This is a genomic window from Pseudophaeobacter sp. EL27 (genome assembly GCF_900313025.1).
Lineage (GTDB): Bacteria > Pseudomonadota > Alphaproteobacteria > Rhodobacterales > Rhodobacteraceae > Pseudophaeobacter.
The window spans coordinates 63,348-80,381 of the sequence record NZ_OMPQ01000014.1 but is presented as its reverse complement, the minus strand read 5'-3'; the positions used below and the strand labels follow the sequence as shown (position 1 = coordinate 80,381).

Below are 17,034 nucleotides of genomic sequence, written 5' to 3'. Positions count from 1 at the left end.
TCGGCGCGCCGCGGGGAAAGACGCCCAATCGAATCCTCCCCTCACACCATCTGAGCGCAAATTAAGACAAATTCGCCACAAATCCGCCTCATTCTAGCGCGCACCCCTTCTGTTTGCTTTATCCGCAGATCGGGTAGGGGTTTTAAAACTCCGAACCACAATATCTGGTAGAGATCTGGCAAGCCTCTGATAGGCATGGTCAAAATTGATGCATTCCCGCATCAGGCCACTGGCCTTCCTTAAAGAAAATCGAATTTCCACAATTGGAAACTTGAGCCCAACGCTCAATCCATGCACAAATGGGGCAAAATTGAGGCGCGCATTCTGGATACTTCAGGGTGCATCAAGTTGGAACAAGGGCACGGCAAAGTACCGTCCAGTCCAGTTTGAAGGGAAAAATAGCAGTGTTTGCTCGCATAACAGGCGCGGCAACTCGTGGTCTATTGGTTGCATTGCTGATTGCAATGCCGTCGATGGTACTGCCGGTTTTCGCCACAGAATCTCCGGAGATTATCGTCCTTATGGCGATACTTGGCGGAGCTTTGACCTTTGCTGAGTACTTCTCCAACTATCCCAGTTTTGTTGAATTCCGCGAGGCACCACCGCTGAACCGAATGCGGTTTGTGGCGGCCTTTGCCATGGTCAGCCTGCTCAGCCTGCTGACCCGTCACGCGCTGGATCCAACCGGGCTGACTGCGCTGGTACAAAGCCTTGGTACAGCATTGGGCGAGGCCCTGGATTTTGCCTATTCGCCCGTGCAGCTGACGGTCTTGATGCTGCCCTTGGACACCCCCAGCGAGAGCCTGCACCTCGTCCGGAGCGCTGCTGGCATCGCCTATGCCGTATCCGCCCTGGCCATCCTGGGCTTTATCCTCGCCATTCGGGTTGGCAACTGGCCGGTTGCCAATGGGGCCTTTAACGTCTGGGTGAACCTGCCACTGTTTGATCCGACCACCGGCGGCGATGTCGTCACCCGGTTGCAACGCGATGGCCGGATCAACATCATCATCGGTGTTTTGCTGCCCTTTGCTATTCCCGCCACTATCAAGCTCTTGTCTGGCCTTATCGATGTCAGCCACCTCACCTCGCCGCAGATGCTGATCTGGGTGATCGCGGGCTGGGCCTTTGTGCCGGCCTCCATGATCATGCGCGGGCTGGCGATGCTGCGGGTGGCGGATCTGATCGCCCAGAAAAGACGGGCGGTTTACGCCCATGCCGAAGCCCTACAGGTCGCGTGATGTCCTGGGCGATGTGGAGACCTCTCTCCATATTGCCCGGCCTCTCATTGCTGTTTGTCTTATATGGGTCGGCGCTTTGGTCACAGACCGAAACCCTGCGGATCGCCACCTTCAATACCGAGCTCTCCCGCAAGGGGCCGGGTTTGCTGCTGCGTGATATTGAGCGCGGCGGAGATGAACAGATTGCTGCGGTGGTTGCCGTCATTGCCGAGACCCAGCCAGATATTCTGCTGTTGCAGGGCGTTGACTGGGATCACAACAATCTGGCGCTCAAAGCGCTGGAGCGCAAGCTGGCGCAGGCCGGATCGCCCTACCCACATCTCTTTGCCAGCCAACCCAATGCGGGCCTTGCCACGGATCTTGATCTGGATGGCGATGGCCGCCTGGGTGGACCCGGAGATTCGCAGGGCTATGGCGATTACACAGGTCGGGGTGGCATGGCAGTTCTTTCTCGCTATCCGCTGCGCGTGGAGGAGATGATCGACCTTACGCCGCTTGTGTGGCGCGACATTCCCGGCGCAACCCTGCCCAAACACCCCGACGGCAGCCCCTTTCCTTCAGAGCAGGCCCAGGCCATCCAACGCCTGTCCTCCACCGTCCATTGGGTCCTGCCAGTTGCGCTTGGAAAGGGTCAGCGCCTGACGCTCTTGTGTTTTCAGGCGGCACCGCCGCTGTTTGATGGGATTGAGGACCGCAATGGGCTGCGCAATGCCGATGAAATCCGGCTCTGGCAGGTGTTTCTTGATGGGCAGCTGGCGACACAGAATGCTCTACCGCCCACCAATGGCTTTGTCATTGCCGGTGGCGCAAATCTGGACCCCGACAAGGGCGACGGGCACCGCGAGAGCATCGCCCAGCTGTTAAAAGACCCCAGGATGCAGGATCCACGCCCCAAGTCACCGCAGGCTGGAACCGAAACCGTGGATTGGGGAGAGGGACGACACATGCGGGTGGACTACCTACTGCCCTCAGCGGAGTTGCAGGTTGCCGGGGCCGCGGTGGTCTGGCCAGACAGCGCCAGCTCGCCTGCCGCAAGTGCCAGCCGTCACCGGCTGGTCTGGGTCGACCTCATCCTAGACTAAGCCATAGCCGCCTTGCGCATTTCTCCGGACTGAGGGGCACGCAGCGCCTCGGGTAAGCAATGTGGCAGGGCCTGTTCCAGCGGTGTTACCTGAAACGCTGGCAAAAGCTGCTGCAACAGATCACCGTTCAGGCTGTGCGGGGTGTCCCACAAATAGCGCATCTCCAACAGGCAGCGCCCCATGGGCCAAAAGGGGCGGGCGAGTTGTAGGGGGAGCCAAGACATTTGCTTTAGCCTGGCAGGGCGGCGCAGATGGGCATTCACTGCCGCAAGCATCTCTTCCCCTGTTAGGGTATAGCCCGCAAAAGGCACATCCAAAAACTGCGGCAGCGCCGCGCGTCTGTTGGCCAGTCCAACTGCGGCACCTGCCAGATCCGGCAGATAGGCCCAGGCATGGGGAATATCCGCGCGTCCCGGATAGATGAATTTGCCTTTGTCCAGCTTGGCGGTGATCATCGCATCAAACCAGTTCCCCGAGGCCTCAGTGTCGAGAAAATCCCCGGCCCGCAGCACAATCACCTGCGCATCGGAGGCACGATAGGCCTCCTCCATCTCAATCCGGATGCGCCCCAGTGGGTTCACCGCCGCATGGGGACTGCTCTCAGACCAGGGTGCCGGCGTCTTTGCCCCAAAGACATAGACATTGCCGGGAACAATGACGGTCGCGCCGCTTGTTTCAGCCGCCTTGATTACTTGCCGATGCAGCTGCGGCACCTGCGCCGCCCAATCCGGGTAGGCCGGGTTCCAGCCATTCACAATCACATCAACCCCAGCAACAGCCTGGGCAAGACTATCCCGCCCACGGCAAAAGCGTTTCACTTGCCATCCGGCCTGTTCAAAGCCTTCTGCTGCTGCGCGGCCAAACCGGCCGGAGGCGCCTAATATGAGGGCTGTTTGGGTCATCCTATTTTCTCCTGTCCCTAACTCTACGCCCAGCCTCATCCATTCAAACAGGAAATGGCATTGCCAATTTTGTCATATCTGCCATTCAATATTGAATGGATAAGACAATGATCACCGATTGGTCCCTGATTCAAAGCTTTCTGGCCGTGGCCGATTGCGGTTCACTATCGGCAGCCGCGCGGCAGTTATCGCGCAGCCAGCCGACCCTGGGCCGCCATATTCAAAGCCTTGAATCCGATCTCAATCAACAACTGTTTGAGCGCCACCCGCGCGGGTTGCAGCTGTCGCAGGCCGGGACAACGCTTTTACCTATGGCGCGCGAGATGCAGGCCCAGATGTATCGACTGTCGCTTCAGGCAGCGGGTCAGTCCGAAGAGCTGGCCGGCACCGTCCGCATCACTGCCAGCGTCTTTGCCGCGCATTACCTGCTGCCGCCCATTCTGGCTGAGATCCGCGCCGCCGAACCCGGCATTGAGCTGGAACTGGTGCCAACGGATGAAAGCGAGAACCTGCTTTACCGCGCCGCCGATATTGCCCTGCGCATGTATCGCCCCAAGCAACTGGATGTGATCACCCAGCACATCACCGATTTGCCGCTGGGGATTTTTGCTGCCAAATCCTATCTGGCGCGACGCGGCACGCCGCTGACAGCAGAGGAGCTGTGGAGCCATGATCTGGTCGGCTATGACAGCAATGAGCTGATCCTCAACACCATGCAGGCGATGGGCTGGCAGGTGGACCGCAGCGCCTTTGCCATGCGCTGTGACAACCAGGCCACCTATTGGCAATTGGTGCGGGCAGGATGCGGAATCGGCTTTTGCCAAAGCGATGTGGCCCGCGCGGATGACACCGTGACAGAGCTGGATCTGGGCGTCGAAATCCCGCCTTTGCCGGTCTGGCTGACCACCCATAGCGCCATGCGGGAAACCCCCCGGATCCGCCGGGTCTGGTCGCTCTTGGCAAAAGCCCTAAAAACTGCGGGCAAATCAACGCCAGCGCCCTTGAAATCAAGGCCTGTTGTTGACCCTGAGGCCCCATAGGGGTAGGCCCTTTTCAACTGTTTTTAGGAGGCACATATGTCCAATCCATCGATTCTGATTCTGCCCGGCGACGGTATCGGCCCAGAGGTCATGACCGAGGTTCGTAAAGTCATCACCTGGTTTGGTGAAGCCCGCGACATTCAGTTCGATGTGAGCGAAGATCTGGTCGGCGGCGCCGCCTATGACAAGCACGGCGTGCCACTGGCGGATGAGACCATGGCACGTGCTCAAGAGGTCGACGCGGTTCTGCTCGGCGCGGTGGGTGGCCCGGCCTATGACGATCTGGACTTCTCGGTCAAACCTGAGCGTGGCCTCTTGCGTCTGCGCAAGGAAATGGACCTTTATGCCAACCTGCGCCCGGCTCAGTGCTTTGACGCCCTGGCGGATTTCTCCTCGCTGAAGAAAGACATTGTTGCCGGTCTCGACATCATGATCCTGCGCGAGCTGACCTCGGGCGTCTACTTTGGCGAGCCTCGCGGCATCTTTGAAGAAGGCAACGAGCGCGTCGGCATCAACACCCAGCGCTACACCGAGTCTGAGATCGAACGCGCTGCGCGCTCTGCCTTTGAGCTGGCGATGCGCCGCAACAAAAAGGTCTGCTCGATGGAGAAGGCCAACGTGATGGAAAGCGGCATCCTGTGGCGCGAGGTTGCCACCCGTGTGGCCAAAGACTACCCCGAAGTAGAACTGTCCCACATGTATGCCGACAATGGCGCCATGCAGCTGGTCCGCGCGCCCAAGCAGTTCGACGTCATCCTGACCGACAACCTGTTTGGCGATATCCTGTCCGACTGCGCCGCAATGCTGACCGGCTCGCTGGGCATGCTGCCCTCGGCCAGCCTCGGCGCGCCGATGGCCAATGGTCGCCCCAAGGCAATGTACGAACCGGTCCACGGTTCCGCCCCTGACATCACCGGTCAGGGCAAGGCCAATCCGTTGGCCTGTATCCTCAGCTTTGCAATGGCGCTGCGCTATAGCTTTGACATGGGCGATGAGGCCACCCGTCTGGAAACCGCCATCGAAAAGGTTCTTGCAGATGGCGTTCGCACTGCCGACCTGCTGGGCGAAGAAGGCGTAGAGCCCGTCTCCACCAGCGAAATGGGCGATGCCGTGGTCGCAGCCCTGCAGGCCAGCCTGTAAGCCAAACGCTATTGAAGCGTCGCCCGATAGGGTGCCGCTTTTGCAATCCAAAAAAGAGGGCGTTTTCGCCCTCTTTTCTTTTGCCTGGAACGCATTGGTTAGCTCGGCTTGGAGGCGACCGGCAAAACCACGCTGGTGGCATTGCGGTAATGCTCCAACCTTTCAAGATGATGCAGGCTGCGGCTCAGCCAACGCATCGCATCCGTATGGGCAAAAACCTCGCTCAGATCGTAAAGCCCCGCATGCTCTCCGAGTAACAGAGCGCGACGATGACGCTCTTTGCGCTGGCTGACCAGGGTTTCAATCCGTCGCAACCGGGCACGGTCTGTTGCCCTGGGGGAGGCCTCTACAAGCCGCCGGAGTACCGCACCGGCAATCAAGGCAGGGCGCCGCAACAACGGATCCTCTTTCAGCACCGCAATGCGCCCCGTCTGGGTCAAGCGCTCCAGCAGTCGCAGCAAATGGTCCGTCTGGTGCAGCAGGGCCGACAGCGCAGCCTCTTGCTTTGCGTCATCCGCCGTCAGGCGAATGTCAGCCAGAAAAACCTCCACCTCGGCCAATCCGGCGTGACAGGGGGCCAGTGCCGCAATACCGCGATAATCCGAGGGCTCCTGCAAGGCCGAGGCCATGGCTCCGTAAACCCGATGTGTGAGTGTCTCCAGCGCGGCCTGCACCGTCAAAAGCGACATGGCAGGGTCTGAGAGCAAAGCCCGGTCCAAATCGATCAATGTATCTTTTGGTGCCTCTGGCAATAGCCAGTTGATGAACCGGGCAAACTGCGCCGTGATCGGCAGGAACAGCATCGCCCCGACCAGATTGAACCCGGTATGAAACACCAGGATTGCTGTCATCGCATTGGTGCGATCTGCCACATCCTGCAAAGCGCCTAGCCCAAACATCATAACGGGCACCACCAACAGGCTGGTGGCAATGTTGAACAGCAGATTGGCAACCGCAGTCTGGCGCATCGGCAGCGATCCACCCAAGGAGGCCAACAGAGCCGTGCAGGTGGTGCCGATATTCATCCCCGCCACAATCGCAATGGCCTGTGTCAGGCTGATGGCGCCGCTTTGGATCATCACCAGCGCCAGTGCCATCGCCGCCGAGGAGCTTTGCATGACCACCGTCAACCCGGCGCCCAGGACCGCAAGGGCCAGCAGCCCCAGCACCGAACCGGAAGGCAACATCTCAGGGTGAAGGATATCACTGACATCCTTCATCCCGGCCTGCATCAGATCAAGCCCGATAAGCAACAGGCATAGCCCCGCCAGCATGCGCCCGGCCCGTGCCCAGCCGCCCCGCCCCAGCAGGTCCAGCAGGCTGGCCGGAAACAGCAGGGCCATCGCCATGGTCCCCAGCTTGAGCTTGAACCCCAACAGGCTGACAAGCCAACCGGTTGCCGTGGTGCCGATATTGGCCCCATAAATCACCCCAAGCGCCTGCGACATGGTCAACAACCCAGCCCCGACAAAACCTACCGTCATCACAGTAGTCGCACTGGAGGATTGGATCGCTGCCGTTGTCAAACCACCTGAGATCACCCCGGTGAGAGGCGTCGTGGTAAACCGGGTCAGCACCGCCTGAAGCTGGGTTCCGGCGGCTTCGCGCAGGGCAGAGGTCATCACCTTCATCCCCATGAGAAACATGCCAATTCCACCTAAAACATAGAACAGTTGCTCCGCCATGTTGCCCCCTTAAGTCACCGCGCAATATGCCCAGTCGCGCCCCTCTGCGCAAGGTGAGCACGAGCGGGCACTGGGCAAGGAATAAGGACGAAAACGCAAGAAAACCCGCACAAACCATGTACTCCGGATCAAGATTTCACCAAAGGGCTGTACAGTGGCTTTGTTGCGCAAATCGCGTGAGGGCCAGACTTCCCCTTACCACGGACGGACTTATCCTACGGGCTCTGTGACAGGTATGCCGATTGCCGTGTAACGGTTGAGGAATGAGACCTTTTCCGCCATTGGTCCGAGGACAATGGTCGAATGATGCGGATTTTGATCTCCGCAACCTGCATTTCGAAGTCCCTTGCCATGAGCGATTGACCGAGACGTTTCACACAATGCATCCGCTGCCCGGCAGGGTTATGCGTAGCGTGATCCCGAGAGGGTCGTTTCGACGCGGCTTCGGCGGTGGTATCCGGTCAATTTTCGCCACAGCGCCCGGCCCAGGTACTTTGATGCGCGCACAGCTTCGTTTCTGGCGATGGCACCAGCGCTCGTCGGCTTCCAGGGCTTGGAGTTTTTGCGCGGTGGAATGATGGCGTCAGCGCCACGTACGGCAATCGCCTCGTGGCATTTGGGGGTGTCATAGGCCCCACCCACCGTGACTGATCCGAGCTTCTGGTCGGGCGGGATTTGATCCAGCTGGTCTGGCAACATGGGCGCATCTCCCACATTGCTGGTGGTGACCTCGACGGCTCGAACCTCCAATGTTTCCTCGTCGATCCCCCTCTCGGGATCATGCAATGCATGACCCTGCCGGGCAGTGAATGTGTATCTTGCGCCAGATACGCCGTTTCGAACCTCCGTGCTTGCGCGCGTTCCATTCCCCTTCACCTTCGACCTTGATGCCGGTGCTATCGATAAGGAGGTTCAGTGGGCCTTTGCCGCCTCGATACGGTAGGCGCATGTTCAGCGTCTTTTGTCGGCGGCACAGCGTGCTGTAATCCGGCATCGCCCAGTCCAACCCTGCCAGCCGTAACAGGCTTTCGACAAAGCCAGGGGCCTGGCGGAGCGGCATGCCAAACAACACTTTCAACGTCAGGCAGGTCTGGATCGCGGCATCGCTGAAACTCTGATGCCGACCGCGTTTGCCGTTTGGCGGCGGCACCCAAACCATCTCGGGATCAAACCAGATTGCCAGCGATCCACGACGCTTCAATGCCGTGTTGTAGGTCGACCAGTTCGTGGTCTTGTACTTCGTAGGTGTCCAACTGCTCATGGTCTCCAGCTATCATGCTGGATTCACAGCGTGAATCCTCTCAACCCATTTTCGCAACAAAGCCGTCCTCAGACTTCCTAGGAATGGATCCAAGTTATTACAACCGCATCTACACCCTTTTTGAAATGGATCAGTTCGCTAGCGACATGTCAGAGCGAACAGGGCAAGAGGTCAAAGTGGGTAGGTCGCAAACCCATGGACCTAAGTTCAAAGTTGAAGACCTGACTACGAAACAGCAGCAAAAAATCCGTGAATTCTACAAGTCAGATTACGAGGCTTTTGGGGCCTATTTTTATCCTGCCATCCAGCTTTGGTGCGCAAATTTTCTAAGTGGACATCGGCTTGGCATCCAGCAAGGCAGTTGGCGTCGATGAGCCGCTGCACACCAGCAACTTACAAGAGCATGAACCCGATTGGCTGCAATCCGGGCAACCGAACTTGAGTTCAAATCTCGCGCGCCCAGGGAGGATCCGCACCTACCCGAGTGACCGTTACGCCCGCCGCCCTGGTGCCATGTTTCAAAGCCTGCTTAAGAGCGCGCGGAGCAAGAGACTTTAACCGATCTTTGCTGAGACTGCCCTGTTCGGAGAGTTTGGTCAGGAAACCGGCATTAAAGGTATCACCAGCACCCACTGTGTCGGCTATTTCTGCCAGCATCGCCGGAACATGTACCCGAGTGCCATTGGCCAAAAATCCAGTTGCACCTTTTTCCCCGCAGGTGAGAACCACCACCGAGACGCCCTTTTGCAGAATATACTGCACTTTCCCCTCAAGCTCCCCTGGCTCAGGAAAGATCCAGTTCAAATCCTCGTCTGAAACCTTCACTATGTCAGATAGCTGCAGCATCCTGTCCAAACGCTGCCGGTAGCGCTCGATATTCTGGATAAAGCTAGGTCTAATATTGGGATCGAGCATCACCGCACAGCCCCGCCCTTCGCGGGCCATCAGAGCCGCGTAGCTATCGGCTGCAGGTTCGCATGCAAGGCTGATGCCACCAAAGAAAAGAGCGGAAACGTCCGTGGGAAGCGGGGGTATTTCAGCAAGTTTCAGCATCCGCGCAGCAGAGTTCTCATCGTAAAACTGATAGGATGCCTGACCATTCTCCAGCTCGACAAAAGCCAGGGTTGTGGGGCGATCTGACCACAGGACATAGGATATGTCGACGTTGGAGCCAGACAAATGCTCAGCCAGTTTCCGACCAAACATGTCATGCGACAATCCCGTGACCATACCGGCCGGTGCCCCCAACCGCCCCATCGCAACAGCAGTATTGAGCACAGCCCCGCCAGGTCGCGGCTCATAGGCTTCGCGGCCCAAGGGTGTCACCGTGGGGATCATATCCATTAGGGCTTCGCCACAACAGAGGATCATTGTGGAGCCTCGCCAAGCCGAAGAGAGGTGCCCGTCAAACAATTCATAAGCACCGCCTCCCCTCTTGCTCCCAAATCAGTGCAAACCATTGGGTGCAGACTGCTTGAAAACGATCACCATTCACCAAGTCCCCTCCCAGATCCGGAACCATTGCGCCTCAGCCAAGGCTGAAATCGCTCAGGGAGCGCTAAACTCATCCTATTGGTTCGAGTATGCGCTGTGTTCTCTGTGATGCAAGCGCCCGCGAAATAACGTCGTCCAAAAAGATTTCTGTGCTCCCAATGCGTGCAGTTCCAACTTCCCTTCCAGATCGATCGCTCGCAAAAGCCTAACAAACTCCTCTGGCCGCGCATCGATGAAGGGCTCGAGACATTGCTCCAGATCCTGCAGCCTCTCTGCTTCGATATTTTTGTACCACAGGTCATCCGGGTTGATGGGTCGCTTACTCTTGTCGCGACGATAAAAGTCGATGATCGTATGGCTGACGATCTGATAGAGTCAGGGACGCAGGCTGGTCTGCGCATTCAGAGCAGGCAGCTTGGTATGGGTCATGATCAGGGTCTCCTGCATCAGATCCACAACATCCGCGGGGTTGGACACGCGAGACTGAAGAAAAGCCATCAAGCCAGACCGATATTGAGCCCAAATACCTTCGATGTCGGTGCGTCTATCCATTGGCTATGCTCGTCTTACGGTCTGGTCAGAGTGTATCAGCACATAGGGTCGGAATTTGTGTTTACCAAAACGCCCCCTGTTGCCCCCCTGTGAATATCTTCTTGGAAGGGGTTTGCAGAGAATACCGGCTTTCCACCGAATCTGTAGATGAAGTGCCATACACAGTGATCCGAAAGATCCGGCCCTGCCCCCTTTCGATGCGGATAGATCCACCCAAGCTGGCCGATGGAGTTCCCTGCATTTCCGTCAAGGATCAGCGGATCTTGAAAATACCTCAATGCTCAATATTAAGGTATTAAATCAACATGTTAAGATAAATTCACCCTCTAGATCCAGGCACACACCCCCAATTACTTTAGGCCACAGGCGACAGCCAGTTTAAGTTTTTGGGGGGCTTCGGTAATATGCCCGCCATGCGACCGAAACCCCTCACTTGTTTTCCATTGGTAAAATCCCGCGTCCACGAGGCATGTGGTGCCAGTGCCTTCAAATTCGCTGCAATCTTGGCAGCCCAGAACCATGTCCGTGTGTTGTGGATCCGCCAAGAGTGGAGCTCCGACCTGCTGCACCCTGTTGGGCTGCTGCCTTTCTGTGATCCTGCCAAAATACTGTTGGCCCGGGTCGGCAGTCAGGTCGAGGGGCTCGCGGTTATGGAGGAAACACTGCGCGATGGCAGCGTGCCTTTGGTGATCATCGAACTGGATCAACCGCTTGACCTGACAGCCGGGCGACGATTGCAGTTGGCAGCCAAAGCCGGGGACACAACCGGGCTGTGCATCATTCCTGAGGGCCTCGGCAGCAATGCGGCTGAGACCCGCTGGCGCTGTGATCCGGTGTTTGATGCCGACAGAGCGGACTCGACTCTCATGCACTGGTCTCTTATCAAGAACAAATCAGGAACATTGTGTGATTGGTATGTTCGATGGGACGCAACAAAACCCAACCCGGCGGATCGTCTCGCTGTGGTTTCCCCGCCTGTCCAGTGACCGGTTTCTGCGCGCACGCCCAATGGAAGGGCCTTTTGCACTGACCATAATGGAACGCAACGCAAACCGGATTTACTGCCTGAATGTCAAAGCTGAACAGCTGGGCCTGCACCAAGCCATGCCCCTATCGGATGCCCATGCCTTTTGCCCTGAGCTGCACAGCATGCCGGCAGATCTGCATGCCGATCAGCAATTTTTGCTAGCCCTGCGGCGTTGGGCAACGCGCTATTGCCCCTGGGTTGGCCTGGAAGGCACTGATGGCTTGACCCTCGACATCACGGGGTCCGCCCATTTGTTCGGCACTGAAATCGCGATGATTGAGGATATGCATCAGCGCCTGATGCGTGCGGGTCTTACGGTGCGCATCGGGCTTGGCGTTAGTCGCGGTGCCGCCTGGGCCCTGGCGCATTATGGCAAGACGCCTGCGCCAGATGACATGCAGGCTGCCCTGGCGGCTTTGCCCGTTGCCGCCCTGCGTATTGAACGCAAAATAGATGTGGCGCTGCAACGGCTGGGCCTGCGTAGAATTGGTGATCTGATGACCACCGAACGCGCCCCGCTTGCGCGGCGTTTTGGGCAGGGGCTGTTGCTGCGCTTGGATCAGGCACTTGGAGTGCAGCCCGAAGAGATCACCCCGCTGAAAGACCCTCCTCACTATGCGGTGCGCATGAGTTTTCCCGAACCAATTGGTCTCTGCGATGATGTCATGGCCGGGGTAAAACGTCTTTTGGTGAAGCTTTGTGACCGGCTGGCCACTGAAGGTCACGGGGCACGCATCTTGCTGTTATCCCTGCGGCGGGTCGATCGCGATACGCAAGAGGTTGAACTGCGGTTGGCCCGCGCTTTGCACGACGCCCATCGCATCCTGCCCCTGTTTCAACGCAAGATTGAAGCGGTCGATGCAGGATTTGGCATTGACCAGCTCCGGCTGATGGCACCGCAGGTGGAAAAGCTGCCAGTGCAACAGCTCAGCCATGTCTCAAAGGGGGGCAAGGATCAGCTTGACGATCTCATCACCCGCCTTGGGGCACGGATCGGGCTGGAGAACATTCAAAGGTTTCTCCCCGCCGATAGCCATATTCCAGAGCGTAGCTTTATCATTGCAGCAGCAGCCTTCTCTGAGCCAAGCAATGCCTGGGCCCATTCGCAACCCCGCCCGATCCGCCTGTTCCCCCCGGAACCCATTGCTGGCACCGGGTCACGCCCTCCCGCGCGATTTCGCTGGCGCCGCATGGCCATGACGACAGGGCGCGCCATCGGGCCTGAACGCATTGCCCCGGAATGGTGGATGGCGGATGACACCTGGCGCTCTGGCCTGCGCGATTACTGGCGCGTGGAAACGCGACAAGGCCGCAGGCTCTGGCTGTTTTACACCCCTCAAAACCCCGGTTGGTTTGTCCAGGGAGAGTTTGCATGACCTATGCCGAGCTTTGCACTACCAGCAACTTCACTTTTCTGACCGGGGCCTCCCACCCTGAAGAGCTGATCACACGCGCCGCTGATCTGGGCCTTGCGGCGATTGCCATCACGGATCGCAATTCGCTGGCCGGTGTGGTGCGGGCCTACTCGGCGCTGAAGGTTTTGAAGGGCGATACTCCGGCAGAAAATCTGCCAAAGCTTATTATTGGCTGCCATCTGGTGCTGCAAGATAGCCCTGTTGACTGGTTGGCGCTGCCCACAGATCGCCCGGCGTATCAGCGGTTGACGCGGCTGTTGACACGCGGCAAGCGGCGCGCGCCAAAAGGCCACTGTCACCTTGAACTAAAGGATCTGACAGAGCAGGGTGCAGGAATGATCTTGATCGCAATGCCCCGTGATCTGGCTGGGGCACAGCGTGACATCTACCCAGTCCAGCGTCGGTTTCCCGGCCAGGTCTTTCTGGGCGCAGCCCCGCAATATGATGGCAGCGATCAGAGCTATTTCAACGCCTGCGCTGATCTTGCCCTGCGCTGTTCGACCCCCATGGTCGCAGTGGGCGATGTGTTGATGCACCACGGCAAACGCAAGCAATTGGCAGATGTTCTCACCTGCATGCGCCACCACATCCCCATTGATCAGATCGGCACGCGTGCCCTGCCCAATGCCGAACGCCGCCTGAAGGGGCACGAGGATATGGCGCGTCTGTTTCGCCATCACCCCGCTGCGATCCGGCGCACGATGGAAATCGCCGCCCGGTGCAGTTTTGACCTGAGCGAGCTGAGCTATGAATACCCCGATGAGATTGCAAAGGGCGAAGCGCCCATGGTGCGGCTGGAGCGACTGGCGCGGGAAGGCTTGAAACGGCGCTATCCTGATGGGGCAAACGACAAGGCGAAGGCTCAGCTCGCCAAGGAGCTCAAGCTCATCGCCAAACTCAATTTCCCGGCCTATTTCCTAACCGTCCATGACATTGTGCAATACGCGCGCGGTCAGGGGATACTGTGTCAGGGTCGTGGATCTGCCGCCAATTCCATTATCTGTTACCTGCTGGGCATCACCGATGTCAGCCCCGAAACCATCACCATGGTGGTCGAGCGCTTTGTGTCAGAGCATCGCGGCGAGCCGCCAGATATTGATGTGGATTTTGAACATGAACGCCGCGAAGAGGTGATCCAGTGGATTTATCAGCGCTATGGGCGCCACCGCGCCGGGCTTTGTGCAACCGTTATTCACTTCCGCTCCCGCGCCGCGATCAAGGAAGTGGGCAAGGTCATGGGGCTCTCACAGGATGTCACCGCCGGGTTGTCGGGCCAGATCTGGGGGATGTCGGACGGTGGCGCAGATCCGGAACGCATCCGCGAACTGGGGCTTGATCTAAACGATCCACGTCTTGCGCAAACCATCCGCTTGATCGACGAAATCATCGGCTTTCCCCGCCATTTGTCGCAGCATGTGGGCGGATTTATTGTCACCAAAGGGCGGCTGGATGAACTCTGCCCGATTGAAAATGCCGCCATGGAAGACCGCACGCTTATTGAGTGGGACAAAGATGACATCGATGCGCTTGGCATTCTGAAAATCGATGTGCTCAGCCTTGGAATGCTGACCTGCATTCACAAGAGTTTTGATCTCCTGGCAGAGCATGAAGGGCAGCATCTTAGCCTTGCCAGCGTGCCAGAAGCCGACACCAAGACCTATGACATGCTCTGTGCTGCCGATGCCATTGGTGTGTTTCAGGTCGAAAGCCGTGCGCAAATGAACTTTCTGCCCCGCATGCGGCCGCGCGAATTTTATGACCTGGTGATCGAAGTCGCCATCGTGCGTCCCGGCCCCATTCAAGGCGGCATGGTGCATCCCTATATCAACCGCCGTCAGGGCCGCGAAGAAGTCAGCTTTCCATCGGAAGACCTGCGCGCTGTGCTGGGAAAAACTCTTGGGGTGCCGCTGTTTCAGGAACAGGCGATGCAGATCGCAGTGGTTGGGGCGGGGTTTACGCCGGAGGAGGCAGATAAGCTGCGCCGCTCTCTCGCGACCTTTCGCAAAATGGGCACCATCGGCACATTTCGAGACCGTTTTGTCGGCGGCATGCTGGACCGTGGCTATACCGAAGCCTTCGCCAACCAATGTTTCAGCCAGATCGAGGGCTTTGGCGAATACGGGTTTCCTGAAAGTCACGCAGCGGCCTTTGCTTTGCTTGTTTATGTCTCGGCCTGGTTGAAGTGCCACCACCCGGCGATCTTTGCTTGCGCCCTGCTGAACTCCCAGCCCATGGGGTTCTATGCCCCGGCCCAGATAGTGCGCGACGCGCGCGATCATCAGGTCGAGGTGCGCCCGATCTGTGTGAATGCCAGTGGCTGGGATAACATGCTGGAGCGGCGCACTGACGGCGCCTTGGCGCTGCGCCTGGGATTTCGTCAAATCAAAGGATTCCGCGAAGAAGACGCCGGGTGGATCGCAGCGGCACGCGGCAATGGTTACCAAGACCCCGAAACCGTCTGGATGCGCGCAGGCCTCGCACCTGCGGTGCTGGAACGTCTGGCCGAAGCGGATGCCTTTATTGGCATGGGGCTGACACGGCGCGATGCGCTCTGGCAGGTGAAAGCAATCCGCAGCCAGACGCCTTTGCCACTCTTCAATGACCCGATTGACGGCGAGGCCATTCAGGAAGCCACCGTCAATCTGCCCGCAATGCATCTGGGCGAAGAGGTGGTCGAAGACTACGTCGCAACCCGCCTGACCCTGCGCGCCCATCCCATGGAGCTCTTACGCCCCGCGATACCCGGTTTGACGCCACATGATCAGTTGCCCCATGTGCCTCTGGGTCGTGCCAGTGTCTGCGGTCTCGTGGTCACCCGTCAGCGCCCCGGCACAGCATCCGGGGTGATATTTCTGACACTGGAAGACGAAACAGGCGTGTCAAATATCGTCGTCTGGCCCAAGATCTATAAGCAGTTCCGCCGCAGTGTGATGGGCGGGCGACTTCTGCTGGTGAAGGGGTATTTGCAACGCGAAGGCATCGTTGTGCACCTGATTGCCCAGAGCATTGAGGACATGTCACACCGCCTGGCAGATCTTGGTCACCCTATGGAAGATGCCATTGGCGTCACCAACCACGAAGCCGACGATGCCCCGCGCGCCCAACGCCATGCTGCCAGTGCACGCCACCCTCGCGAACAAGCCAAACGCCTGTTCCCCAGCCGCGACTTTCATTGACCTCGCAATGTATTTTCACTGCGGCCTTGTTGCACAAATCAGCTTGAGGCTGGATGCCCCTTCCCCCAGGCGGATTTGGATCTCCGCAACCGCCTGCCGAAGCCCCGTGCCATGAGCGATTGGCCCATCAGTTTCAGACAGAGCCTCCGCTGCCCGGCAGCCCCCGCAAGACTTTCACCTGACATTCTCCCTGCACGACGCTGCCCTGCCGTAGATCAACCAGAACGCGGAAATGTGGAGTACCCCTATCTCTATCATCATCGCGGAGAGTTTCCGGATGCTGAATATGACGGGATCATTGAAGCTGGCATGACGACCTGCGTCGAAAGCTATACCGTATCTCGCTCAAAGGCACCACGGCTGCGATCCTTAAAGTGAAGGAATGTGTCAGTCGCCGTGGCCAGGTCGCGCGCGCCAATGTTGTGCCGCGCAATTCGACCCCAGCGGTTGCGCCTGTGGAGCATGATTCAGCACGCATGGGGGCGGGTTGCCCGGCCTATGGCACTGTCCGCTCCATCGACTCGCAAGATGCTGGTGATGTGACCTTCGTCAATCGGTCCGACCGTGCCGTCAATCTCTACTGGCTCGATCTGCAGGGCAACAACGTTGAAATGGGCGGCATGGTTCCCGATGAATCCATCGCCCTGACATCGAACGCGGGTCATCGATTTATTGCAAAGGACTTCAGCGGTACCTGCCTCGGTGGTGTCTGGGAAGTTGGTTATGCACTGGAAAATCGAAGAGCAGACATTCAACCACTCTAAAGCCATAGTCAGCTAGGCGGACAGAGCCACCGTTTGGGGGCCGTACCCAATGACAGCTTTCAGTAAATGACTGATGACAATAGAGCCGATTTCAATTTGCATTTCGCGACCAGTACGTCTCAGCCGCGGCCAAACATTCGTTATCGAACCAGCACGCTTTACTGTCAACATCGTGCGATTGCGCGACTGCGGCAGCGGCCACCATCAAGTCGTCAACGCCCGACACACTGATGAAGAACTGCTGACCGTTCAACTTAA

At 58.2% G+C, this 17,034-nt stretch carries 13 protein-coding genes and 1 pseudogene; 9 read left to right on the top strand and 5 right to left on the bottom strand.

The window, feature by feature from the left end; all coding sequences use genetic code 11:
- The first annotated feature begins 404 nt into the window (after positions 1 to 404).
- Complete coding sequence (locus tag ED661_RS17780) at positions 405 to 1,238, top strand: hypothetical protein (protein WP_122075627.1); 834 nt, start codon at positions 405 to 407, stop codon at positions 1,236 to 1,238.
- A complete protein-coding gene (locus ED661_RS17775) occupies positions 1,238 to 2,320 on the top strand; it encodes an endonuclease/exonuclease/phosphatase family protein (RefSeq protein WP_122075625.1) in 1,083 nt (360 codons plus the stop codon). Before ED661_RS17780 ends, ED661_RS17775 begins: the two co-directional genes overlap by 1 nt.
- Here the strand turns inward: ED661_RS17775 and ED661_RS17770 are convergent.
- The gene (locus ED661_RS17770; RefSeq protein ID WP_122075623.1) at positions 2,317 to 3,222 is read right to left on the bottom strand and encodes a sugar nucleotide-binding protein; all 906 of its coding nucleotides are present in this window, start codon (positions 3,220 to 3,222) and stop codon (positions 2,317 to 2,319) included. The two genes, ED661_RS17775 and ED661_RS17770, sit on opposite strands and share 4 nt — an antisense overlap.
- Positions 3,223 to 3,317: 95 nt before the next feature.
- Between ED661_RS17770 and ED661_RS17765 the strand changes: the two genes are divergently transcribed.
- Positions 3,318 to 4,262 carry a LysR family transcriptional regulator gene (locus ED661_RS17765; RefSeq protein WP_122075621.1) on the top strand — a complete coding sequence of 315 codons (945 nt, stop codon included), beginning with the start codon at positions 3,318 to 3,320 and terminating at the stop codon, positions 4,260 to 4,262.
- A gap of 36 nt (positions 4,263 to 4,298) precedes the next feature.
- Entirely contained in the window at positions 4,299 to 5,402 is a 1,104-nt protein-coding gene (gene leuB / locus ED661_RS17760; RefSeq protein WP_122075619.1) for a 3-isopropylmalate dehydrogenase, read from the top strand.
- A 98-nt stretch (positions 5,403 to 5,500) separates the two neighbouring features.
- Here leuB and ED661_RS17755 read toward each other — a convergent pair whose 3' ends face one another.
- Both ED661_RS17755 and ED661_RS17750 read right to left on the bottom strand, forming a co-directional pair.
- Entirely contained in the window at positions 5,501 to 7,087 is a 1,587-nt protein-coding gene (locus tag ED661_RS17755) for a Na/Pi cotransporter family protein (protein ID WP_122075617.1), read from the bottom strand.
- A 210-nt stretch (positions 7,088 to 7,297) separates the two neighbouring features.
- Positions 7,298 to 8,348: pseudogene (locus tag ED661_RS17750) on the bottom strand (IS5 family transposase).
- Between the two features lie 14 nt (positions 8,349 to 8,362).
- On the opposite strand from ED661_RS17750, the gene ED661_RS17745 reads away from it, so the two are divergent.
- Positions 8,363 to 8,722, top strand: a complete 360-nt coding sequence (locus ED661_RS17745; protein ID WP_162930174.1) for a hypothetical protein — start codon at positions 8,363 to 8,365, stop codon at positions 8,720 to 8,722.
- Positions 8,723 to 8,792: 70 nt separating this feature from the next.
- On the opposite strand, the gene ED661_RS17740 is transcribed toward ED661_RS17745, so the two are convergent.
- Both ED661_RS17740 and ED661_RS22000 read right to left on the bottom strand, forming a co-directional pair.
- Entirely contained in the window at positions 8,793 to 9,719 is a 927-nt protein-coding gene (locus ED661_RS17740; RefSeq protein ID WP_122075613.1) for a carbohydrate kinase, read from the bottom strand.
- 498 nt (positions 9,720 to 10,217) lie between these two features.
- Positions 10,218 to 10,394, bottom strand: a complete 177-nt coding sequence (locus ED661_RS22000) for a hypothetical protein (protein WP_162930173.1) — start codon at positions 10,392 to 10,394, stop codon at positions 10,218 to 10,220.
- 413 nt (positions 10,395 to 10,807) lie between these two features.
- On the opposite strand from ED661_RS22000, the gene ED661_RS17730 reads away from it, so the two are divergent.
- The 4 genes from ED661_RS17730 (at position 10,808) to ED661_RS17715 (ending at position 16,776) form a co-directional block, all read left to right on the top strand.
- The gene (locus ED661_RS17730; protein ID WP_122075890.1) at positions 10,808 to 11,380 is read left to right on the top strand and encodes an ImuA family protein; all 573 of its coding nucleotides are present in this window, start codon (positions 10,808 to 10,810) and stop codon (positions 11,378 to 11,380) included.
- Positions 11,310 to 12,797 (top strand): DNA polymerase Y family protein, encoded by a 1,488-nt coding sequence (locus ED661_RS17725; RefSeq protein ID WP_122075609.1) that lies wholly within the window; start codon positions 11,310 to 11,312, stop codon positions 12,795 to 12,797. Before ED661_RS17730 ends, ED661_RS17725 begins: the two co-directional genes overlap by 71 nt.
- Complete coding sequence (locus tag ED661_RS17720; RefSeq protein WP_122075607.1) at positions 12,794 to 16,012, top strand: error-prone DNA polymerase; 3,219 nt, start codon at positions 12,794 to 12,796, stop codon at positions 16,010 to 16,012. Before ED661_RS17725 ends, ED661_RS17720 begins: the two co-directional genes overlap by 4 nt.
- A gap of 374 nt (positions 16,013 to 16,386) precedes the next feature.
- Positions 16,387 to 16,776 (top strand): hypothetical protein, encoded by a 390-nt coding sequence (locus ED661_RS17715; RefSeq protein WP_122075605.1) that lies wholly within the window; start codon positions 16,387 to 16,389, stop codon positions 16,774 to 16,776.
- The last annotated feature ends 258 nt before the right edge of the window (positions 16,777 to 17,034 follow it).